The organism is Clostridium sp. OM02-18AC (genome assembly GCF_003481825.1).
Classification (GTDB): Bacteria; Bacillota; Clostridia; order Lachnospirales; family Lachnospiraceae; genus Brotaphodocola.
Map to the genome: position 1 here is coordinate 19,002 of NZ_QULW01000007.1, position 21,172 is coordinate 40,173.

The 21,172-nt window shown below is 49.2% G+C and carries 20 protein-coding genes and 1 pseudogene; 16 read left to right on the forward strand and 5 right to left on the reverse strand.

Annotation, left to right across the window (positions count from 1 at the left end):
- Positions 1 to 15 precede the first annotated feature (15 nt).
- Positions 16 to 1,044, reverse strand: a complete 1,029-nt coding sequence (locus DXB18_RS06425; protein WP_118706811.1) for a 3-deoxy-7-phosphoheptulonate synthase — start codon at positions 1,042 to 1,044, stop codon at positions 16 to 18.
- Between the two features lie 346 nt (positions 1,045 to 1,390).
- On the opposite strand from DXB18_RS06425, the gene DXB18_RS06430 reads away from it, so the two are divergent.
- The gene (locus DXB18_RS06430; RefSeq protein ID WP_118706683.1) at positions 1,391 to 2,005 is read left to right on the forward strand and encodes an MBL fold metallo-hydrolase; all 615 of its coding nucleotides are present in this window, start codon (positions 1,391 to 1,393) and stop codon (positions 2,003 to 2,005) included.
- Between the two features lie 67 nt (positions 2,006 to 2,072).
- Here the strand turns inward: DXB18_RS06430 and DXB18_RS06435 are convergent, their stop codons facing one another.
- Together DXB18_RS06435 and DXB18_RS06440 are read right to left on the reverse strand one after the other, a co-directional pair.
- The gene (locus tag DXB18_RS06435; RefSeq protein ID WP_118706685.1) at positions 2,073 to 3,278 is read right to left on the reverse strand and encodes a class I SAM-dependent rRNA methyltransferase; all 1,206 of its coding nucleotides are present in this window, start codon (positions 3,276 to 3,278) and stop codon (positions 2,073 to 2,075) included.
- Positions 3,257 to 3,520, reverse strand: a pseudogene (locus DXB18_RS06440) (cation:dicarboxylase symporter family transporter); the annotation flags it as partial. The pseudogene DXB18_RS06440 and the gene DXB18_RS06435, both read right to left, overlap by 22 nt.
- 299 nt (positions 3,521 to 3,819) lie before the next feature.
- Between DXB18_RS06440 and DXB18_RS06445 the strand changes: the two are divergent.
- Complete coding sequence (locus DXB18_RS06445; RefSeq protein WP_347560053.1) at positions 3,820 to 4,533, forward strand: TetR/AcrR family transcriptional regulator C-terminal domain-containing protein; 714 nt, start codon at positions 3,820 to 3,822, stop codon at positions 4,531 to 4,533.
- Positions 4,534 to 4,754: 221 nt separating this feature from the next.
- The gene (gene fucO / locus DXB18_RS06450; RefSeq protein WP_118541656.1) at positions 4,755 to 5,903 is read left to right on the forward strand and encodes a lactaldehyde reductase; all 1,149 of its coding nucleotides are present in this window, start codon (positions 4,755 to 4,757) and stop codon (positions 5,901 to 5,903) included.
- Positions 5,904 to 5,983: 80 nt separating this feature from the next.
- On the opposite strand, the gene DXB18_RS06455 is transcribed toward fucO, so the two are convergent.
- The gene (locus DXB18_RS06455; RefSeq protein WP_118706687.1) at positions 5,984 to 8,194 is read right to left on the reverse strand and encodes a helix-turn-helix transcriptional regulator; all 2,211 of its coding nucleotides are present in this window, start codon (positions 8,192 to 8,194) and stop codon (positions 5,984 to 5,986) included.
- 195 nt (positions 8,195 to 8,389) lie between these two features.
- On the opposite strand from DXB18_RS06455, the gene DXB18_RS06460 reads away from it, so the two are divergent.
- The 6 genes from DXB18_RS06460 to DXB18_RS16135 all read left to right on the forward strand — a co-directional run bounded on the left by DXB18_RS06460 (position 8,390) and on the right by DXB18_RS16135 (position 12,946).
- Positions 8,390 to 9,451: a tripartite tricarboxylate transporter substrate binding protein gene (locus DXB18_RS06460; RefSeq protein WP_118706689.1), complete on the forward strand. Its 1,062-nt coding sequence runs from the start codon at positions 8,390 to 8,392 to the stop codon at positions 9,449 to 9,451.
- Between the two features lie 184 nt (positions 9,452 to 9,635).
- Positions 9,636 to 10,079 (forward strand): tripartite tricarboxylate transporter TctB family protein, encoded by a 444-nt coding sequence (locus DXB18_RS06465; protein WP_118706691.1) that lies wholly within the window; start codon positions 9,636 to 9,638, stop codon positions 10,077 to 10,079.
- A 16-nt stretch (positions 10,080 to 10,095) separates the two neighbouring features.
- Positions 10,096 to 11,610 (forward strand): tripartite tricarboxylate transporter permease, encoded by a 1,515-nt coding sequence (locus DXB18_RS06470; protein ID WP_118706693.1) that lies wholly within the window; start codon positions 10,096 to 10,098, stop codon positions 11,608 to 11,610.
- Complete coding sequence (locus DXB18_RS06475; protein ID WP_118541665.1) at positions 11,607 to 12,311, forward strand: MgtC/SapB family protein; 705 nt, start codon at positions 11,607 to 11,609, stop codon at positions 12,309 to 12,311. The genes DXB18_RS06470 and DXB18_RS06475 overlap by 4 nt, the downstream gene beginning before the upstream one ends.
- A 3-nt stretch (positions 12,312 to 12,314) precedes the next feature.
- Complete coding sequence (locus DXB18_RS06480) at positions 12,315 to 12,512, forward strand: hypothetical protein (RefSeq protein WP_147355227.1); 198 nt, start codon at positions 12,315 to 12,317, stop codon at positions 12,510 to 12,512.
- 2 nt (positions 12,513 to 12,514) lie between these two features.
- Positions 12,515 to 12,946 (forward strand): hypothetical protein, encoded by a 432-nt coding sequence (locus DXB18_RS16135; RefSeq protein WP_182430496.1) that lies wholly within the window; start codon positions 12,515 to 12,517, stop codon positions 12,944 to 12,946.
- Positions 12,947 to 12,994: 48 nt separating this feature from the next.
- On the opposite strand, the gene DXB18_RS16140 is transcribed toward DXB18_RS16135, so the two are convergent.
- Positions 12,995 to 13,138 (reverse strand): hypothetical protein, encoded by a 144-nt coding sequence (locus DXB18_RS16140; protein WP_182430497.1) that lies wholly within the window; start codon positions 13,136 to 13,138, stop codon positions 12,995 to 12,997.
- Positions 13,139 to 13,342: 204 nt separating this feature from the next.
- Here DXB18_RS16140 and DXB18_RS06490 point away from each other — a divergent pair, with 204 nt between their 5' ends.
- The 7 genes from DXB18_RS06490 (at position 13,343) to DXB18_RS06525 (ending at position 21,110) form a co-directional block, all read left to right on the forward strand.
- Entirely contained in the window at positions 13,343 to 14,188 is an 846-nt protein-coding gene (locus tag DXB18_RS06490; RefSeq protein ID WP_118706697.1) for a hypothetical protein, read from the forward strand.
- Positions 14,189 to 14,715: 527 nt separating this feature from the next.
- Complete coding sequence (locus DXB18_RS06500) at positions 14,716 to 16,383, forward strand: ABC transporter substrate-binding protein (RefSeq protein ID WP_118543645.1); 1,668 nt, start codon at positions 14,716 to 14,718, stop codon at positions 16,381 to 16,383.
- A 138-nt stretch (positions 16,384 to 16,521) separates the two neighbouring features.
- On the forward strand, positions 16,522 to 17,445 hold the full coding sequence (locus DXB18_RS06505) for an ABC transporter permease (protein ID WP_118543644.1): 924 nt from the start codon (positions 16,522 to 16,524) through the stop codon (positions 17,443 to 17,445).
- 1 nt (position 17,446) lies between these two features.
- Positions 17,447 to 18,418: an ABC transporter permease gene (locus DXB18_RS06510; RefSeq protein ID WP_347560860.1), complete on the forward strand. Its 972-nt coding sequence runs from the start codon at positions 17,447 to 17,449 to the stop codon at positions 18,416 to 18,418.
- Positions 18,419 to 18,539: 121 nt separating this feature from the next.
- A complete protein-coding gene (locus DXB18_RS06515) occupies positions 18,540 to 19,547 on the forward strand; it encodes an ABC transporter ATP-binding protein (protein WP_118706701.1) in 1,008 nt (335 codons plus the stop codon).
- Complete coding sequence (locus tag DXB18_RS06520) at positions 19,534 to 20,601, forward strand: oligopeptide/dipeptide ABC transporter ATP-binding protein (RefSeq protein WP_118706703.1); 1,068 nt, start codon at positions 19,534 to 19,536, stop codon at positions 20,599 to 20,601. The genes DXB18_RS06515 and DXB18_RS06520 overlap by 14 nt, the downstream gene beginning before the upstream one ends.
- Before the next feature lie 17 nt (positions 20,602 to 20,618).
- Entirely contained in the window at positions 20,619 to 21,110 is a 492-nt protein-coding gene (locus tag DXB18_RS06525) for a GNAT family N-acetyltransferase (RefSeq protein ID WP_118706705.1), read from the forward strand.
- Positions 21,111 to 21,172: the final 62 nt, after the last annotated feature.

Below are 21,172 nucleotides of genomic sequence, written 5' to 3' on the forward strand. Positions count from 1 at the left end.
ACTTATATTGTTATTTTACATCTGCTCTGCGATTTCATACAGCAGACGCTCGGAATCTTCCCAGCCAAGACATGGGTCTGTGATGGATTTTCCGTAGCAGTGTTCGCCGATCTTCTGGTTGCCCGGTTCAATGTAGCTTTCGATCATAACCCCTTTTACCAGCTTGTTTAAGTCAGCAGAATGTCTGCGGCTGTGCAGGATCTCTTTGACAATACGGATCTGCTCCATATACTGCTTGTTGGAGTTGGAGTGGTTCGCGTCTACGATGCAGGCTGGATTGACCAGATCGCGTTTGGCGTACAGCTCGTGGAGCAGCATAAGATCCTCGTAGTGGTAGTTCGGCAGGCACTGACCATGCTTGCTGACTGCGCCGCGCAGGATGGTGTGGGTGTACGGGTTTCCGTCCGTTTTTACTTCCCAGTCACGCATGATGAATTCGTGGCTGTGCTGACCAGCCTGGACGGAGTTCATCATAACGGATAAGTCTCCACTGGTTGGGTTTTTCATGCCGACCGGAACATGGCAGCCGCTGGATACCAGACGGTGCTGCTGGTTTTCTACGGAACGGGCGCCGACTGCGATATAGGACATGATATCGTCTAAGTAGCTGACGTTATCCGGGTAGAGCATTTCATCTGCTGTGGAGAAACCGGTTTCTTTTAAGACACGCATATGCAGATGACGGATTGCATGAAGACCCTCTGCCATGCTCGGACGTTTCTCCGGATCCGGCTGGTGAAGCATACCTTTGTAGCCGTCACCGGTGGTACGCGGTTTGTTCGTGTAGACACGCGGTACGATCACCAGGCGGTCTTTGGTCTTTTCCTGAACATCGATCAGGCGGCTGGTGTAATCTAAGACTGCATCCTCGTTATCTGCAGAGCATGGTCCGATGAGAACCAGGAATTTATCGCTTTCTCCGCTGATGATTTTTTTAACTTCCTCGTCGCGCTGGGCTTTGCATAATGCGAGATCCGCCGCAAGCGGGAACTGTTCTTTGATCTCTGCCGGGGTCGGCAGCTTGTTTATGAATTCGAATGCCATAATGTTCTCCTCATTTTGTAAATAATAGGTACAGGAAAATAAAAATTCCTGCATGTCAGGTTCCAATCACACGAATAAATTCGCACGTTGACGCGTTAAAGCGATTATAGTATACATGAATAAAAAATGCAAGATATATTTGACAGAAGCGTGCCAAAAAAGTTACTCAAAAAAGATACCATAGCAGAATGATAACATTTTTATCTAAAGAATACAACGCTGATCTTCGTATTCTGTCTGTGCTTTACCGTTTCTTGTGTTATAATCGGATTAAACACTTTGCAATGTAACAGTCAGGTTTCCCGTGCAGGGAAAGTACACTGTGAAAAAGAAAAGGGGGATTTATATGAAAATCACATGGCTTGGACATTCCTGTTTTAAACTGGAATCACAGGGGTACACCATAATTCTCGATCCATATGAGGATGGTTATGTACCGGGACTTGCTCCGGTAAGAGAAACTGCAGATGCGGTCTTCTGCAGTCATGAACATAACGATCATAATGCAAGAACCGTGGTAACTTTAAAAAACAGTGACGTGCCGTCACCATTTGCCATTATGGAAATCCATACCTGGCATGATGAAGTGCAGGGCGCAAAGCGGGGCGCAAACGGTATCCGTATTTTTGATGATGGAACATACCGTGTGGCGCATCTGGGAGACCTTGGATGTGAACTGGAGCCGGAACAGTTGGAGCAGTTAAAAAATCTGGATGCTGTTATGATTCCGGTGGGAGGTTTCTTTACCATCGATGCTGCTCAGGCAAAAAAACTGGTGGATCAGATTCAGCCGCGCGTTACGATCCCAATGCATTATCGGAGTGAAAATTTTGGATATGATGTGCTGGGAACCCTGGAAGATTTCACAGCGCTTTGCGATTGCGTGGTAGAATACCCGGGAAATTCCATTGAACTGAATGAAGAAATGCTGCAGCAGACAGCTGTGCTGAAAATAAGATAGAAGAGTCCATGCAAACGCCTCAGAAAACTGGATACAGAATTCTGAGGCGTTTGTTTGATACTGCAGATTATTTTTCATCCACCACCTGGAAAATGTAGAACTTCAGATAGTAGGATGCCTGCTCACCACCGGTCCAAAGAATCGGATGGTCGGCTGCCTGGGTGCGGTATTCGACCTGGCGGAGGCGTTTGTGTACGTTTCCTGCAGCTTCGCGGATGGTCTTGGTGAACAGTTCCGGATCCATGAAATGGGAGCAGGAGCAGGTCGCAAGATAGCCACCGTCCTTCACCAGCTTCATGCCGCGCAGGTTGATCTCGCGGTAACCCTTGACAGCGTTTTTGATGGAACTGCGGGATTTCGTGAAAGCAGGCGGGTCCAGAATGACAACATCGAATTTTTCACCTTTTTCTTCCAATTCTGGAAGCAGATCGAACACATCGGCACACTGGAAGGTGACGCGGTCGGAAAGAACGTTTAACTCTGCATTCTCGCGGGCCTGTGCGACACCTAACTCAGAGGCATCGACACCCAGGACGGAAGCGGCTCCGGCAATGCCTGCGTTTAAGGCAAAGGAACCAGTGTGGGTAAAGCAGTCCAGAACCTTTTTGCCTTTGCACAGCTTCTGGATCGCAAGGCGGTTATACTTCTGGTCGAGGAAGAAGCCGGTTTTCTGGCCGTCCTGCACGTCGACGATGTAGCGGACACCGTTTTCCACGATCTCTACTTTGGTGTCGAATGGCTCGCCGATAAAGCCTTTTACGCGCTCCATGCCTTCCTGAAGACGTACCTTTGCATCGCTGCGCTCGTAAACACCGCGGATGGAGATACCGTCTTCTGCCAGAACCTTTTTCAGCTTATCCAGAATCACCGGTTTCCAGCGGTCGATGCCCAGTGCGAGAGACTCAACTACAAGAACATCGGAAAATTTGTCGATGACGATACCAGGCAGGAAATCTGCCTCACCGAAGATCAGGCGGCAGCTGGAGGTATCTACGGTAGATTTGCGGTACTCCCAGGCATTGCGGACACGCATCTCGATGAACGCGTCATCTACAACGGTATCTTTTTTGCGGGTCATCATGCGGACGGTGATCTTGGAACGGGTGTTGATAAAGCCCTGTCCCATAGGATAGCCGTCGAAGTCGGAGACGGTGACCATATCGCCGTTTTCGAAATTTCCTTCGATTTTATCGATCTCGTTGTCGTAGATCCAGGCGCCGCCGGATTTTAAGGTGCGGCCTTCGCCTTTCTTTAAAATAACATTTGCAGACATAATAGATATGCTCCTTTATGATTTTTTGTTTCTCTCTTCGCCTCTAAGTTGGAAACAACCATGGTGCAGGCTGCGTCACCGGTGATGTTGACGGTGGTACGACCCATATCGAAGATACGGTCCACACCGGCTACCAGGGCGATGCCATCGACCGGAAGTTCGACAGAGGTCAGTACCATAGCCAGCATGATCATACCGGCACCTGGGACACCGGCGGTTCCGATGGAAGCTGCGAACATAATGGCCGGAAGCATTCCCTTGAAGAAGGTTACATTTAAGATCATCTCCATGCATTTCATGAAAATCTCGTTTAAGTCATTGAAAGCATTGGTGCGGGAAAGCCCGATTGGCTGCTGATGCAGTAAAAAAGGAGACACTGCACCTGAACACGCAATGTCCCCGTTGACATTACTTTTATCTTAGCATATCCTTAACGGATGCGCAACCGCTATTGAAGGTGCAAAAAAAGCATGATAGAATAGAAATAATCATGAAAAAACAACAGAACCCCTCTTATATAGGAAGGAAAAAACGTATCTATATGAAAGAAAGCAGAACGGAAGAAACAAGAACGGCGGAAGTGAGAATGACGGAAACGAGAGCAGCAGAAACGGGAACGGAAGAAGCGAGAATGACGGAAGCGAGCAAAAGAAGAACGAATAAAACGGGATCAGCAGAAACTGCAATGGTACCGGCTCTGCAAAAGCACGACCGGACGAAATATAAGCTGGCGGCCTCCATCAAGGAATGTATGAAGACCACGCCGGTCGACCGCATCACTGTAAAGGATATCGTGGAGGGCAGCGGACTCACCCGTCAGACTTTCTACCGCAATTTCAAGGACAAGTATGACCTCATCAACTGGTATTTCGATAAGCTGGTGCTGCAGTCGTTTGAGCAGATCGGTATGGGAAATACGGTGGGCGAGAGCCTGACCCAGAAATTTGAGTTCATTTTAAATGAGAAAGCATTTTTTACCGAGGCATTCCGCTCCGATGACTATAACTCGGTTAAGGAGCATGACTTTGAGCTGATCCTGCAGTTTTACAAGGATCTGATCGCTCGAAAGACCAGCCGTCCGCTGGGAGAGGAACTTGAGTTTTTACTGGAGATGTACTGCCGCGGCTCGGTATACATGACAGAAAAATGGGTGCTTGGCGGCATGAAGGATTCCCCGCGCCGAATGTCTGATAAGCTGGTTGAGGCGATGCCGCCGAAGCTGGAAAAAGTCTTTTCAGAACTGGAACTCTTATAAAATGTTACAAATTAAACAAAATAAATTGTGAGGAATCCACAAAAATGAGAAGAAAGTGACAGAAGTGATACTTTGTCACTTTCTTTTTCTCATTATACTTGTTAAAATAATATCAGTTCGTGAGAGGAAAAATGCCAAACGATTTCGTGCTGGCAAAGTGTCACGAAGAAATTCAGCAAAACAAGAAATCAAATGAGCACAGACTCAAGGAGGATTTTATCATGGCAAACAGAATCGTTTTAAATGAAACTTCTTATCATGGCGCAGGCGCTATCAAAGAGATCGCAAATGAGGTAAAGACCAGAGGCTTTGCAAAAGCTTTCGTATGTTCTGACCCGGATCTGATCAAATTTGGCGTAACCAAGAAAGTAACCGACGTATTAGACGAGGCTGGTCTTGCTTATGAGATCTACTCCAACATCAAACCGAACCCAACCATCGAGAACGTGCAGACTGGTGTTGCAGCATTCAAGGCATCTGGCGCTGACTACCTGATCGCAATCGGCGGTGGTTCCTCCATGGATACTGCAAAAGCAATCGGTATCATCATCAACAACCCGGAGTTCGAGGATGTCAGAAGCCTTGAGGGTGTAGCACCGACCAAGAAACCGTGCGTACCGATCATCGCAGTTCCGACCACTGCAGGTACCGCAGCAGAGGTTACCATCAACTACGTAATCACCGATGTTGAGAAAAAACGCAAATTCGTTTGTGTAGATACCCACGATATCCCGGTTGTTGCAGTGATCGACCCGGATATGATGTCCAGCATGCCGAAGGGCCTGACCGCTTCCACTGGTATGGACGCATTAACCCACGCAATCGAGGGTTACATCACCAAGGGTGCATGGGAGATGACCGATATGTTCCACTTAAAAGCAATCGAGATCATTTCCAAATCCCTGCGCGGCGCAGTAGCAAACACCCCAGAGGGCAGAGAAGGCATGGCACTTGGTCAGTATGTAGCAGGTATGGGCTTCTCTAACGTAGGTCTTGGTATTGTTCATTCCATGGCACACTCCCTGGGTGCTGTTTATGATACCCCGCACGGTGTAGCAAACGCAATCCTTCTGCCGACGATCATGGAGTACAACGCTCCGTGCACCGGTGACAAGTACAAATACATCGCAAAGGCAATGGGCGTTGAAGGTGTCGATTCCATGAGCCAGGAAGAGTACCGCAAGGCAGCAGTCGATGCCGTGAAGAAACTGTCCGCAGATGTAGGTATCCCGGCAGACTTAAAGGCAATCGTAAAAGAAGAGGATCTGGACTTCCTGTCCGAGTCCGCATACGCAGATGCATGCCGTCCGGGCAACCCGAGAGACACCTCTGTAGAAGAGATCAAAGAGCTGTATAAGTCTCTGATGTAATAGCAATTTCAGTATATGACAAGGGCCGTGTGAGTTGCCGAAAGGCAACTCACACGGCCCTATTAAAGTTAATCAAGTTATTATATTGTTTCTTCTCCGCTCCGGTGCGCAGCCGGTGTCTGTCCGGTATATTTCTTGAATAACACGTAATAATATTTCACATTGGAGAATCCCACATTCCGCGCGATGCTGTCTATGGATTCCTGACTGTTTCGCAGGAGTGTTTTGCTTTCCTCCAGGCGGCAGGTGTTGATGCAGTCGTTGATGGAGTGACCGTAGGCGCTGCGGAACATGCGCCCCAAGTAGGCGTTGTTTAATTGCAGGCGGTCGGCAATGCTCTGGGCATTCAGTTCCGGATCGTGGTATTCCTGCTCTACGATTTCCTTTACCTTTTGCGCCAGATTGGAGTATTTCTGTGCTTTTTTCTCACTGTAATTTTCGCAGATCACAGCAAAAGCTTTTTCGAAAGTCCGGTCAATCTCGGAAAAATCGGAGATCTGCTCTACATGTTCCGGCAGCAGGCGTTCTTCCTCTGTAAGAAGATCGGAATGCAGGTCTTTTAAGATCCGGCAGATCGTGTCTTCCGTACGGTTCAGGATATACTGGAACGAATCGTAGCGGTAGGTATAAAGCCGGTCCCGGATTTCCTGCCACTTGGCGAGGCTGGATTCCAGCTTGCCGGCTTTTAAGCGTGCAGTCAGTTCTGTAAAATCTTTGGTGGAAACCGAGTTTTCCGCAGTCTTCTTTTCCAATTCAGTTTCCATAACAACGGTTTGTGCCGCATCCAGTACCAGCGCCAGGCGGTGCAGCTCCCGCAGATTGCCAAAGTGAGAGGTCAGTTCCTGAAAATCAGAAAAGAGTGTGCTGACAAATACCCGGCATTCCAGCGTATCCGCAAGCTGTTTTGCGAATGCGTTCTGTGCATCCGGAAAAGCGTAAGAGGCAATGCAGGCATAAATATTGTCGGATTTTGTGATCAGGATTTCCGGGTGCTCCTGCAGGGCGGCACGGTAAATATCACTGCGGTGATGTGCCTGAATGAGCATCAGTCCATAGGGCGGGACAGCTGTCTTGAAAAGGCGGTCTGCATCTGCCGGGCGTTTTTCCAGCAGCATATCATAAAGAATCTGCTCCAGACTGGTGCGCTCGGATTTGGAAACGACATTCTCAAGCTGTTTTTTTAGCGGAAGTGTTTCTTCATTTGCTGTTGCTTTGAGTGCAGAATCTGTTTCTGGCTCACCAGTCAGACAGGAGTCAATCTGCCGGATGGCATCTTTCATTCGGAGCATAGGCAGAAAACTGTAAAACAGAAGTGCCAGAAGCAAAGCACCGAACAGAAAGCTTAAGCCGATGATGATGCGGGTCGTGATCTGGCGGAACCGGTAAAAACGGGGAACCAGCTCCCGGATGGAGGTGATTCGCAGATAAATATGTCCGCTATCCGGTGACTCATAGTAGAGACAGATTTCATTCCGGTTTTTTCCGAGAATGTAGCCGGATGGCGGATTCTCGGTATCTTCATGGATCTGCTTGTAGTAAGGCTGGCTGGAGGCGCAGAGGGCTTCATCTGCGTAGAGCAGAGGGTTACCGGCAAGGTCCAGAACGATAAAGTCGGAGGAAGGATTGGCTAACAGAAGAAAGTTCTGGTACCAGTCATCGTGAATGGTGACAACCAGTGCGTTTGGCTTCGGTGTGCGGTCCGGGTAGAGCTCATAGAAGATAAAGGCATAGTAATTGTGGTCGCTGTGTTCCTCGTCCCCATCTTCGTGGCAGTAGACTGCATGGAAGCGCTGGTCTACAGAACGGTCAGAGAGGAGATCGCGGATGGGAATTGCATTGACATCCTCCAGCTTGCGGGCAAAGAACGGACCGGTAGAGTAAACCGTATCCGTGTAACCGTTGTAAACGTAGATGGCTTCCGTGAAATCTGCCGCATTCAGGGAACTGTTCAAGTCCTTCATGATGTAAGATTTTTCTGCCTCGGTAAAGCCGTCTTTCCGGAACAGCGTGGAAATCGTATTAGAATAGAAAAGCTGCCGCTCGAAATTTACCATGGAAGAATTCAGGGTTTCCGTCATGGCATTCACGGAAACGGCAAAGTCGCGGTTGGAATCGGAAATGGCATCGTAGGTGATCTGCTCAAAAAAGCGGGTCATGGAAAATAAAAGGGATACTGCGAGCGCCAGAGTAAGAACACCGGCCAGGATATAGCGGAACTGCCGCTTTAAGGTTCCGGTCAGTTTTCTGTCAGAAACAGGAAAAGGGAGGAAACGGTCTGTTGTTTTACCCATAAAAAACTACCTCCAGGTTCAAAAATTGTACATAGTTCAATTTCCGTATATTTTGTACTTTACACATATTACCACAAAATATACAATGAACTCAACAACAAACGACAAAGAAACATACAAAACGCATAAAAGATGTTGAATTGTCGTTAAGATTCAAGTTGAAAAAAGAAACTTTATATTAAGGAGGGTTATGAAATGAGAAAATGGAGAAAAGCAGCAGCAATGTGTATGGCAGCCGTTATGATGTGTTCCATGACAGCGTGCGGATCCGGTAATAAGGAAAGCGCAGGCACAAGTGCAGCACCGGCAGAGACCAAAGCAGAAGCAAAGAGTGAAGGAAGTGAAGCAGTTTCTGGCGAGAGTTCTGCATCTGCCTGGACCCCGGAAGAAAATGTGACCATGATCGTAGCGTATAAAGCAGGTTCCGGTACCGATAATACCGCACGTGTCCTTTCCCAGTACGCAACCAAATATGTAGGAAAGACCATTGTCATCGATAACCAGGAAGGTGGTTCTGGTTCTATTGGCTGGACCGCTCTGGCAAACGCAAAGCCGGACGGCTATACACTGGGATTCGTAAACCTGCCGACTCTTTGTTCCAATATTGTAGACGGACTTGCTAATTATACAATGGAAGATTACGTTCCGATCTGTAACCATGTAAATGAGACAGCACTGGTTCTGGTAGCAGCAAACAGCCAGTTTGATACACTGGATGATCTGGTTGCTTATGCAAAAGAACATCCGGGTGAATTAAAGGCATCCACCAACGGAAACAAAGCATCCAACCACATCGGCGCACAGCTTCTTGCAAACAGTGCAGATTTCGAATACACCGACATCCCTTATGGCGGTACTGCAGACCAGCTGCTGGCATTAAGACAGGGAGAGGTTGATTTTTCTGTAGCAAAAGAAGCAGATATTGCATCCATGACTTCGGAAGTAAAAGTTCTTGGTGTATTCAGCCCGGAGCGTATGGAGTCCATGCCGGATGTTCCGACACTTGGCGAGCTCGGCTATTATGACCAGTGGTATGGCAGTGCCCGTGCCATCGTAGCACCGAAGGGAACTCCGCAGGAGATCATCGACTTCTATGCAGATGCATTCAAGCAGGCTATGGAAGATCCGGAATATGTGGAAGCAGCAGAAAAAGCAGGCGTAACCACCGCTTATATGGATCCGGTCGAAACTCAGAAGCTGCTGGATGACCAGTACACCTTCTGTACGGATGTTACCTCCAAACTCTGGAACGATTAATCTTGGACAGCATGAGTCAGATTGTTTCTGATTTTCCATGAGACAGGAATCGGACTGTTTCATCTTGCATATGGGGACTGCGAACAATGGGAACAGTCCCCATATGCGCTAAGAATGGATGCATGTCTGTAAAACAGGCACAAAGGAAATCTGAGTATACATTTCGGCGGAAAGGAATGAGAGCATGAAAAAAACAGACATTGGTGTTGTAGGATTTATGTATGTAGTCGCTCTGTTATTTTTATCCATGACCTTAAAGCTTCCGAAACCAGCGCAGGCATATCCACTTTTTATCATTGTGCTTTTGCTGGGACTGACCACACTTTATGTGGTGCAGATGATCATTGGGGCGAAAAAGAAGGGCGTTGAGAGCGGTCTGGAGGATTTTAAAGGATTTCTTCCAAAACAGTTTTTTCCAATTCTGGTCATGATCGTGGTGTATCTGGTTCTGATGTATTTTGTGGGATTTTACATTTCCACGGCACTGTTCATGGTAGTATCCCTGTTATTTCTCAAAGTGAAAAAATGGCAGATCCTGCTGTCGACAGCAGTCATCCTGCTTTTGGTATACTGCGCATTTACCCTGTTCCTTGGCGTGAAGCTGCCGATGGGAATTGTGTTCGCATAGAGAGGAGGTCTGGCATATGTTAGGTACATTAAGCTTAATGGGCGGCGGTTTCATCAGTGCGCTGAATCCCATCAATATTCTGGCGATCATAGCCGGAACCACCATTGGTATCGTCATCGGATGTCTTCCGGGACTTTCTGCAGCCATGGGTGTTGCATTACTGTTACCGATGACCTTCTCCATGGGAGCATCCACCGGTTTGATCATTCTGGGGGCGATCTACTGTGGCGCGATTTTTGGCGGATCTATTTCCGCGATTCTGATCCATACACCGGGTACACCGGCATCTGCAGCGACTGCCATCGAGGGATATCAGATGACGCTGCAGGGCAAAGCAGGAAAGGCACTTGGAACGGCATGTATCGCTTCCTTCTTCGGTGGACTGCTTTCCTGCATCTCCCTTTATTTTTTTGCGCCAATTTTGGCCCAGTTAGCTATGAAATTCGGTTCACCTGAATATTTCTGGCTCTCCATTTTCGGTCTGACCATCATTGCAGGCGTCTCCTCCAAGTCTATGGTCAAGGGTCTGATCTCCGGTGCACTGGGGCTGCTTCTTTCCACCATCGGCATGGATCCGATGGAGGGTGTGCAGCGTTTCATGTTCGGCCAGTCTTCCTTATATGAAGGTATCAATGTGACCTGTGCCCTCATTGGTCTCTTCTCCATGAGCCAGGCTCTTATTCTGGCAGAAAAAGAAATACGTGCGCGTGGAACCGCAAAGAAATTCAAAGACCGGATGTTATTAAATAAAGAAGAAATGAAACGGATCGCACCTACCGTAGGACGTTCCTGGATCATTGGAAACCTGATCGGAATCCTGCCGGGTGCCGGAGCATCCATTGCCTGCTTTTTAGGCTACAACACATCCCGCCAGTTCTCCAAACACAAAGAAGAATTTGGACACGGCAGCATTGAAGGTGTAGCGGGTTCTGAGGCAGCGAACAATGCTGTAACCGGCGGCTCCCTGATCCCGATGCTGACCCTTGGTATTCCGGGGGAGAGCGTTACGGCAGTGCTGATGGGCGGCCTGATCATTCAGGGGCTGACTCCCGGACCGGATCTGTTTGTGGGTGAGACCGCAAAGATGACCTACACCTTCTTTGCAGGCTTTGTACTGACCCAGTTTGCAATGCTCGGCATCGGCCTGTTAGGCTGCCGGATTTTCGCACAGATTTCCAGACTGTCCGACGCGATCCTGATTCCGGCAGTATCCGTACTCTGTGTGGTTGGCTCCTATGCGATCCACAAAAACTTCCTGGACGTTGTCATCATGATGATCTTCGGCGTATTAGGTTACCTGCTCCGCAAGTTTGACTTAAACAATGCGGCAGTCGTACTCGCCCTGATTCTTGGACCGATCGGTGAAAAAGGTCTGCGTCGTTCCCTGGCACTGTCCAAAGGCAGTCCGACCATCCTGTTCTCCACTCCGGTATGCTGGGTGCTGATTGTCCTTTGCATCTTCGGTATTCTGTCCCCGATCTTCATGAACCGGATGGAAAAAATGTCCATGGAAAAGGCGGAAGAACAATGACAGGCCTCTGGCGCAGTCTGATGGATGCAGCATCAGGCTGGAATACTCTGGCAATTTTTCTGCGGCTGGTGCTGGCGATGCTGAGCGGCATGGCCGTCGGTATCGACCGCGGACTCAAACGGCGCGGCGCAGGCGTCAAGACCCATGTGCTGGTCTGCCTGGGCTCTGCCCTGGTCATGATGACCAGTGAATACATGGTGTATGCATTCCCGGGGGAAAAACTGGACCTGGCGAGACTTGGAGCCCAGGTCATAAGCGGTATCGGTTTTCTGGGAGTTGGAACCATTTTGGTGACAGGAAAAAACCAGATACGGGGTCTCACCACCGCAGCGGGACTGTGGACCAGCGCCTGTGTGGGACTGGCCATCGGCATCGGCTTTGCGGAGGGGGCCATCTTCACCCTGATCTTCATGATGCTCACATTAAAGGTGCTGACCCGGGTCGATGTCCTGCTCCACCGTTATGCCAAAGTCTTTGACCTCTATATCGAGTTTGATTCCAGCAAAAATGTCAGCCAGTTCCTGCAGCGCATGCAGGAACTGGAAGTCAAGGTCAACACGCTGGAACTGACAAAAGGAAAAGGCCTGGATAAAGTGCCAAGCGCTGTCATCAGCATAGAAATGCAGAAAAAAAGAATGCGGGTGAATTTGCTGGATGAGATCCGGACGTTGGAATTTGTGAGGTATGTGGAGGAGTTGTGAGGGTTGGGGGGAGAGATATTGCTCCCTGAAATTGGTGAAAATGAGAAAATGGCTGTCCCGGCTTGCGCAAGTGCGTGCGGGACAGCTGTTTTTATTTGTTATCGGTTCATTCGATTTCTGCGCTTTCGGCAAGCAGCAGATGAAAATATGGATGCGATTTATGTCAATTATGGTCGAGAAGAATTTCTTGCATTTTCCTGAACATGACCAGTAAAAATGGCACTCCGGAATTGATTAGTTTATTACAGTATATGAAAGATACAAGAAGCGATAATCCCAATATTTTGTGTTGGGATAACCGCCTTACCCAGATTGATCAAGTTGTAAAAGAGGTAAAGCAGTCAGAAGAATGGGAGGCTGTGCAGATGAGCATTTTATCGATAGGCATGGAGCGGGGACAGAAAATAGGAGAGGCTTTAGGAGAATCCCGAGGAGAAGCTTACGTGTTGACAGATTTGATAATCAAAAAAATGAAAAGAGGTCTTGCACCGGAGCAGATTGCAGATATGTTGGAAATTAATCTTGCCATAGTGAAAGAAATATGCAACGTAGCCAAAGACTATGCGCCGGATTATGATGTGAAAAAAATCAGTGAAGCTTATCAGAAGGAATCATTATGTCCAACAGCAAAATAAGTAACAATGAAATAAGACATGAAAAAGATGCCGCAGAATGGAGTAAATTTATTCTGCGGCATTTTTCTCTTTTTTATAGCGATGAAGCTTCAGCTGTGCAAGCTTCAGAAGACGCAAGTTCTCTATTGTTTCCATTAGATATTTTTCAAACTGGGCTAATTTTTCGGTCAAAGTGGTAAATGCTGAGCTCATAGGGAAGCCTCCTTTGTTTTCTTTGTAGTATTATCATAGGAGATGGGAAAACAATATGTAAGAGTTTGGTGGAAATATAGATGAAAATATTGATGTGATTTATGCCAAATTCAGTTGACCATATAAAATTGCATCCTCTATTCCTTACGTGTATAATGGAACCATGATACATATTGTAAACACGTAATGGAAAGTGGGGTTCTCATGTTTAATTCCGGATATAAGAAAGCAGCACTTGAAGCAGCGCAAGAAGCAGGCGAACAGTATCAGGATACTTATGATATAACAATCCGGCACACTACAGGTCTCCATGAAAAGAAACTGGAAGCCGTAGTAATTTTAAAGCAGGTAGATGACTATATTCATTCCCTATCAAATAAGCCTGGTGAACTGAGCAAACAGATGTCCCGGGTCACTCTGAAACGCCAGGCTTTTGAGCAGGAAGTCGATCAGTTACAGATTGAAAGCAAGAAGACGGATAAGATCAGTACCAGTCTTGCCGGGGCAGGTGCCATGGCAGGAGCCGGTATTGCAGCATTTGGTCCAACTGCGGCTATGGCAGTTGCGACCACGTTTGGAACGGCATCAACAGGAACAGCTATCGCGACATTGTCTGGTGCGGCAGCAACCAATGCGGCGCTGGCATGGCTTGGTGGCGGAGCACTTGCTGTCGGAGGTGGCGGAATGGCCGCGGGCGAAGCATTTCTCGCCCTGGCAGGGCCGGTTGGCTGGGCAATCGGCGGAGCAGCCATTCTGGGAGGCGGCGCATTTGCAAATCACAAGAATAAAAAGATCGCAGAAGAGGCAGAGGCACAGACCAGAAAAATAAAGAAAGAGACGGAAAATCTGAAAGAAATCGATACCAGGGTAGAAGCGGAAAGAAAGGCAATCCGGCCACTTCATTCTGGAGTGAAGAAAATTTTGAAGCAATTAGAAGCACTCGGTCACCGTGACTACAAAAAACTTTCTTCGGAAGAAAAGGAGATGCTGCGAACCTTATTGAATTCTTCGGAAGCGTTATCGGAAAGAATCGGAGTGAAACTGCAATGATCGGGGAAAAGGATTACCTCACGGCGGATATCCATAAAACAGAGTGGGCCAGTGCGACCTGCGTATAATGCTCATTATAGGGAATGCGACTCTTTGCATAATCGATGGGGCAGATGCAGCTGTTCATGGACTTGCAGGTGGAAATTTTGTGAGCTTTATCTGTCATCTGAATCTGGTAGGATGGGCAAGGCTGGTGATGTTTGTATTAAAAGAACTGGCAATTCGGATTGTGCGAAGCCTGGATGACCTGTTTTTGTAGCAGCGCTGAGCATACAAGGGCATATATGAAAGATTGTATGATAGTAGAAAATATAAGTGAAAATAAAAAGGAGTGCTACGAAAGGGTGTTGAAAATCCACCTCCGATGTGATATGATTTTTTTATTAGCGGACATTTTCAGATGCCGCAGCCAATACAAATGCAATGGTGCATCCTCTTAAGGAGGCAATGCACCATTTTTGGTTGCTGGCATAGAATGCTGTGTGGAAAAACAGCAATAAAATCCCGTCCGCATCAAGGAGGATATTATGAAGAAGAAGCTCAGTCTCATCCTGGCTGCTGCACTGACGGCTGGCCTGGCGCTGACCGGCTGCGGCGGCAGCAAAACTTCCGATACAACAGAGAATACAGCGGGCGCAGAGAGTGAAACGGCTGCTGAGGTGAAGGGCGTGGACGTGGATACGACCGGTTACCTGGTAGCTGCATTGAATGCGGATATCCAGACGGCAGATGTCCAGAAGACCTCCAAGGATTACGAGGTTCCGTTCAATATTTTCGATCGTCTGGTCGATGTTGAGGTCGACGCGGACGGCAATTCCAAGATTGTTCCGAGTTTGGCTGAGAACTGGGATATTTCTGACGATGGTCTGGAGTATACGTTCCATTTAAGACAGGGCGTGAAGTTCCACAATGGCAATGATTTTACCGCAGAGGATGTGGCTTATACTTTCCACCGCATGTTGACCGTAGAGGGCGGCGTGAATACCGAATTTATCGACCAGATCAAGGGTGCGGATGAGCTCTTGGCTGGCGAGACCGATACCCTGGAGGGCGTTGAGGTGGTGGACGATTACACCATCAAAGTGACCTTAAAGGAGCCGTTTGCCGGTTTCCTGGCAAGTATTTCTTCCCCGGGTGTTTCGATTTATGACAGCGAGGCAACCGAGGCAGCAGGTGACCAGTTTGGTATGGATCCGGCAGTGACCGTTGGTACAGGCCCGTTTGAGTTTTCTTCCTGGAGCTTTAACAACCAGCTGGTTCTGACCCGCAATGAGGACTACTGGAAGGGCGCTTCCAAGCTTCCGGGCGTTGTCATCAAGATCATCCCGGATACTGAGACCCAGTCCATGATGTTTGAGAGCGGCGAGCTTGACATTCTCGACCTGGACTATGCGGCAGATTCTGTTGACCGCTTTACCGAGACGTATCCGGACCAGATCGTGCAGGGACCGCGTGTTGGTATCGTGTACTTTACCATGAACTTTAATAAGGAGCCGTTCCAGGATGTCAGAGTCCGCAAGGCGGTTCAGATGTCCATCGACCGCCAGGCAATCCTGGATGCGCTTTACGGCGGCAGAGGACAGGTGGAGCAGGGAATCTTCCCGCACGGCCTCATCGGCTTTAACCCGGATCAGGAAGAGATCAAGTACGATCCGGAGGCTGCAAAGGCGCTGCTTGCCGAGGCTGGCTATGCCGATGGCTTCGACATGGAGATTGCAGCAGACAGCTCTGCTTCTGACACCATGACCATGGCGCTGGAGATTGTCAGCGACCAGCTTGCTGAGGTTGGCATCCGCGCAGAGATCAAGAATTACGATGAATCTACCTGGTTAGAGACCAGAAAATCCGGTGAGCTTGGTTCCTTCATGTCTACCTGGTCTGCCGATTACAACGACCCGGACAACTTCATTTACACCTTCTTTGGAAATGAAGAGAAGACAAAGATCCGCTCCATCAATTACCCGGATACCGAAGTGATGAACCGTGTAGCGAAGGCGCGTACCATTGTGAACGAAGACGAGCGTCTGGCTGAGTACAAGGCACTGGAAGAGAAGATCGCCCACGAGGATGCGGCATGGGTGCCGATGTTCTCCAGACTGCATCTGTTCGCAGTCAGCAAGCGGGTAGAGGGCTTTGCACCGTTATGGAGCGGTCTGAGTGACCAGCTTTTCTACAACGTATCAATCAACGAGTAGGATCGTGACCGGAGGGAGTTTCCGAAAGGGACTCCCTCTTTTGCCATGTAGAAACGCAGAGGAAGGAAACATTCATGGCCGGTCTGTATGTCAACGGGCATGCCAGATTGTGTGTCTGCATAGAAGGAGGATAAGGTTTTGTTCAAGAAGGTACTGAAGAGGATTCTGATTTCCATTCCGGTCCTGGTGGGCGTGGTGCTTCTGATTTTCATCATGCTGCGCATTGTCCCGGGTGACCCGGTTACCACCATGATGGGTGAGCATGTGAATCCGGCGGTGATCGAGAAGATCAGCAAAGAGATGGGGTTGGATAAGCCTTTGTATGTTCAGTTTTTCCAGTATATTGCCCATGCGCTGCGGGGCGATTTCGGAACGTCCTACAGGCTGAACCGGAATGTGACAAAGATTATTTTAGAGGCATTCCCGAATACAGTGAAATTATCCCTTCTGGCGGCGGTGGTTGCCTGGGTGATCGGCATTGTGGCTGGGATCATTGCAGCGGTGCGCCAGAATAAGCTGCTGGACCGCCTGTTTATGGGCGGTGCCCTGATCGGTGTTTCCATGCCGGTCTTTATGACAGCGCTGGTACTCCAGTATCTGTTTGCGTTTAAGTTTAAATGGTTCCCGGTTTCCGGTTTTGATTCCTTCCGTGCAATGATCCTTCCGGCGATCGTGCTGGGGTGGAACTCTGCGGGAAGCATTGCCCGCATGACCCGCTCCAACTTGGTTGAGATCATGCAGAATGACTTTATCCGCACAGCGCGGGCTAAGGGTCTGTTGGAGTCTGGTGTCATTGTAAAGCATGCGCTGAAAAATGCCATGCTCCCGGTTGTGACGATGATGGCGCTGCAGGTGTCCAGCATGCTGTCCGGCGCTGTTTTAACGGAGAGTGTGTTCGGTGTTCCGGGCATTGGTCGTCTGGCAGTCAATGCCATTGAGACCAGAGATATGCCGCTTTTGCAGGGCACCGTTATTTTTACTACGATCCTGATCATTGCAGGAAACCTGGTGGCAGACCTGCTTTATAATGTACTGGATCCGAGAATCAGGGAGGGCGCGTAAGATGGAAAGAAAAACAAGTATGGAAAATCTGTCTGAAAACAGCTGGACCGGTGTGGGCAGCAGCGTGCAGCAGGATGGCACAAATGCAAAAAACATGCAGACGGATTTCAGCGCTCAGATCGGCGAGGCAGACACCTGGCTGGACAAGGCGAAGATTCTGGTACGTCAGAATAAGCTGGCAGCATTTTCTGCACTCTTGATCATCCTTATGATCCTGATCGCAATCTTTGCCCCGGTGGTGGCGCCTTACGATCATTTACAGCAGAGCCTGGCAGACCGCCTGCAGCATCCGAGCGCAGCGCACTGGCTGGGAACCGATGAGTTGGGGCGCGATGTCTTAAGCCGCATTATTTTCGGTGCCCGCATTTCCTTAACGATTGGTCTGGTGCCGACGCTCATTTCCATGGCAATCGGCACCGTGCTTGGCATGTATGCCGGTTTCTATGGCGGAAAGGTCGATTTCATCATCATGCGTCTGGCGGATGTGATGCTGGCATTCCCGTCCCTGCTTCTGGCTATGGTGGTCATGTATACCATGGGTGGTGGTCTGATCAACATCTTCATTGCATTAAGCCTGGTAAACTGGGCGGGAACGGCTCGCATTGTCCGCTCCCAGACCCTTTCTTTAAAGGAAAAGGAGTATGTGGAGGCGGCACGCAGCATTGGCGTGAAAAAATGGGTCATCATGTTCCGGCACATCCTGCCGAACTGCATTCCTTCCCTGATCGTGCTGTTTACGTTAAATATTCCGTCTGCAATTTTGTCCGAGGCATCATTAAGCTTCCTGGGTGTCGGCGCACAGCCGCCGAGTGCCAGCTGGGGACTGATGGTTGTGCGCGGAAAGAAATATCTGTTTTCCGAGCCGTGGCTTTCCATTGCGCCGAGTGTTGCGATCATGATCGTGGTGATGGCATTTAACTTCCTGGGCGATGGTCTGCGCGATGTGCTGGACCCGTATCTGAAGGAGCAGTAAGGCCGGAACTTCATGGAAAAAGACAGCAGTGGTGACTGGCTGTTCCTGACGGGCAGGAGCAGTTGCCAGCAGAGAAGGAGCATTTTTGCCTGACAGGGGCAGGAATGAAAAGGAGAAGAACATGAACGATTCAATCGTATTAGATATCCGTGATCTGAAATCCCACTTCTTTACCGCGAAGGGGGAGGTGCCGGCAGTGGATGGCGTCAGCATTGAGGTACCGGCCGGAAAGATCATTGGCATTGTAGGAGAGAGCGGATGTGGAAAGAGTATGACCGCCATGTCTGTTATGGGACTTTTGCGTTACCCGGGCAAGGTGGTAGGCGGAAGCATTACCCTGGAGGGACGCGACATTACCCACCTTTCCCCGCGGGAACTGGCGAAGGTGCGCGGAAATGAGATCTCGATGATCTTCCAGGAGCCGATGACCTCGTTAAACCCGGTCTATCCGGTGGGAAAGCAGGTGCAGGAGGCCATTCTTTTGCATCAGAAGGTTTCAAAAGAAGAAGCAAAGCAGCGCGTTATTGACATTTTCCGTGCAGTCGGAATCCCGGAGCCGGAGAAGCGCTATAAGAGTTATCCGCATCAGCTTTCCGGCGGTCTGCGCCAGAGAGTCATGATCGGTATGACCATGGTGTGTCGCCCGAAGGTGATGATCGCCGACGAGCCGACCACGGCGCTGGACGTGACCATTGAAGCGCAGATCTTACAGTTAATGAAGAAACTCTGTGAGGAGCAGGGAACTTCGGTCATCCTCATTACCCACAATATGGGCGTGGTGGCAGAAGTTTGCGACTATGTGTATGTCATGTATGCGGGCAAGGTTATGGAGCAGGCAGAGACCTTTGAACTGTTTGACCATACCGCGCACCCTTATACGCAGGGCCTGTTAAAGTCCATTCCGAAGCTGGACAGCCGGGAAGAGCGGCTTTACACGATCGAGGGTGTGGTGCCGAATCTCTTACATCTGCCGAAAGGTTGCCGTTTCTGCACCCGGTGTGAGTATGCGACGGAGCGGTGCAGAAATGAGGAGCCGCAGATGTATGAGACTGCCGGTGGGCATAAAGTACGGTGCTTTCGGAGCGAAAGTGCCAGAGCAGAGGAGGTGAGTGGACATGGAGACAACTGAAAACACAACATGGCTGGCAGATCAGCCATGTCTGGATGGGCTGGCAGAAAACCAGCAGACAGAAAACAGCACGAGTGAACGCAAGCTTCTGCTTCGCACCAATCATCTGGTAAAGGAATTCCCTATTGGCGGCACAAAGAAGGATCCGCTGGTGGTGCATGCAGTGTCTGATGTCAACCTGGAAATTTACGAAGGTGAGACGCTGGCACTGGTCGGAGAATCCGGCTGCGGAAAGAGTACGCTTGGGCGTCTTCTGATCCGTCTTCTGGAGGCAACGTCCGGCAAGGTGGAGTTTGAAGGACAGGACATCACCGCCATGAAAGAGTCGGAGTTTGCAAAGATCCGCAGGCAGCTGCAGATCATCTTCCAGGATCCGTACGCTTCCTTAAATCCGCGTATGAGCGTGGCGAAGATTATTGCAGAGCCGCTGACAACTTATGGAATGAAAGATAAAAAGCAGTTGGAAACACGGGTGAAGGAGCTCATGAAAGAGGTCGGGATCCCGGAAGAATTTTATAACCGGTATCCGCACCAGTTCTCCGGCGGACAGCGCCAGCGAATTGGCATTGCCCGTGCCATCGCACTGAATCCGAAACTGATCGTCTGCGATGAGCCGGTATCCGCGCTGGACGTTTCCATCCAGTCCCAGGTGTTAAACCTGTTAAAGGATCTGCAGGAAGAATATAAGCTGACGTATCTGTTTATTTCCCACGATCTGAGCGTAGTGAAATTTATCGCAGACCGTGTGTGTGTCATGTTTTTGGGAAGTATCTGTGAGATCGGGGATACGGAGTCGCTGTATGCGCATCCGCTGCACCCGTACACCCGCTTTCTTATGAACGCGATCCCGAAGGCAGACCCGCATCTTCGGACCAAAGAAAAGGAGTTGCTGGTCGGCGAGATTCCGTCTCCGGTGAATCCGCCGTCTGGCTGTAAATTCCACACCCGCTGCCCTTATGCACAGGAAATTTGTGGAAAAGAGCAGTCGCCATGTAAGCGTTTTGGGGATAGAACGGTGTTCTGTCATTTCCCGCTTGAGAGCGCGGAGCAATAGAAAAGAGGAAACAGACCATGGAATTTGTATTTGAGCATGTGCGAAAAGAAGAGGCGGACGAAGTCCTGGACCTCTACCGTTCGCTGATCGGCACTCCGTTTTGCGCCTGGACTGCGGATTATCCATCCCGCAGTGATGTAGACTTTGATTTATCCCGCAATGCATTATTCTGTCTGCGGAACGAAGAAAACGGAGAGATCGCCGGAGTTATCTCCATCGATGAAGATCCAAAGGTGGAAACGCTGTCCTGCTGGACGAAAGAACTTCAGCCGGGGCGGGAACTTTCCAGGCTCGGTGTGCGCGAAAGCTACCAGAACCAGGGAATTGCCAGAAAGCTGATGGCGGGGGCGATAGAGGAACTGCGCAGCCAGGGATTCAAAAGTGTACACATCCTGGTGGCAAAGGAAAATAAAAAAGCACTGGCGTCTTATAAGGTGTTTGAATATGAAACAGTCGGGGCGTGTTTTTTACACGAACACGATTACTGGTGTTACGAAAAAGCATTATAATAGAAAGAAAAAGCTGATGACTTCTGCGGAAAAAACGCAGGGCATCAGCTTTTTTGATATGG

Excerpts from the sequence above, each read along its gene's own strand:
- DXB18_RS06425 (WP_118706811.1), bottom strand. The coding sequence starts at position 1,044 with ATGGCATTCGAATTCATAAACAAGCTGCCGACCCCGGCAGAGATCAAA.
- DXB18_RS06430 (WP_118706683.1), top strand. The coding sequence starts at position 1,391 with ATGAAAATCACATGGCTTGGACATTCCTGTTTTAAACTGGAATCACAG.
- DXB18_RS06435 (WP_118706685.1), bottom strand. The coding sequence starts at position 3,278 with ATGTCTGCAAATGTTATTTTAAAGAAAGGCGAAGGCCGCACCTTAAAA.
- DXB18_RS06445 (WP_347560053.1), top strand. The coding sequence starts at position 3,820 with ATGAAAGAAAGCAGAACGGAAGAAACAAGAACGGCGGAAGTGAGAATG.
- fucO (WP_118541656.1), top strand. The coding sequence starts at position 4,755 with ATGGCAAACAGAATCGTTTTAAATGAAACTTCTTATCATGGCGCAGGC.
- DXB18_RS06455 (WP_118706687.1), bottom strand. The coding sequence starts at position 8,194 with ATGGGTAAAACAACAGACCGTTTCCTCCCTTTTCCTGTTTCTGACAGA.
- DXB18_RS06460 (WP_118706689.1), top strand. The coding sequence starts at position 8,390 with ATGAGAAAATGGAGAAAAGCAGCAGCAATGTGTATGGCAGCCGTTATG.
- DXB18_RS06465 (WP_118706691.1), top strand. The coding sequence starts at position 9,636 with ATGAAAAAAACAGACATTGGTGTTGTAGGATTTATGTATGTAGTCGCT.
- DXB18_RS06470 (WP_118706693.1), top strand. The coding sequence starts at position 10,096 with ATGTTAGGTACATTAAGCTTAATGGGCGGCGGTTTCATCAGTGCGCTG.
- DXB18_RS06475 (WP_118541665.1), top strand. The coding sequence starts at position 11,607 with ATGACAGGCCTCTGGCGCAGTCTGATGGATGCAGCATCAGGCTGGAAT.
- DXB18_RS16135 (WP_182430496.1), top strand. The coding sequence starts at position 12,515 with ATGACCAGTAAAAATGGCACTCCGGAATTGATTAGTTTATTACAGTAT.
- DXB18_RS16140 (WP_182430497.1), bottom strand. The coding sequence starts at position 13,138 with ATGAGCTCAGCATTTACCACTTTGACCGAAAAATTAGCCCAGTTTGAA.
- DXB18_RS06490 (WP_118706697.1), top strand. The coding sequence starts at position 13,343 with ATGTTTAATTCCGGATATAAGAAAGCAGCACTTGAAGCAGCGCAAGAA.
- DXB18_RS06500 (WP_118543645.1), top strand. The coding sequence starts at position 14,716 with ATGAAGAAGAAGCTCAGTCTCATCCTGGCTGCTGCACTGACGGCTGGC.
- DXB18_RS06510 (WP_347560860.1), top strand. The coding sequence starts at position 17,447 with ATGGAAAGAAAAACAAGTATGGAAAATCTGTCTGAAAACAGCTGGACC.
- DXB18_RS06515 (WP_118706701.1), top strand. The coding sequence starts at position 18,540 with ATGAACGATTCAATCGTATTAGATATCCGTGATCTGAAATCCCACTTC.
- DXB18_RS06520 (WP_118706703.1), top strand. The coding sequence starts at position 19,534 with ATGGAGACAACTGAAAACACAACATGGCTGGCAGATCAGCCATGTCTG.
- DXB18_RS06525 (WP_118706705.1), top strand. The coding sequence starts at position 20,619 with ATGGAATTTGTATTTGAGCATGTGCGAAAAGAAGAGGCGGACGAAGTC.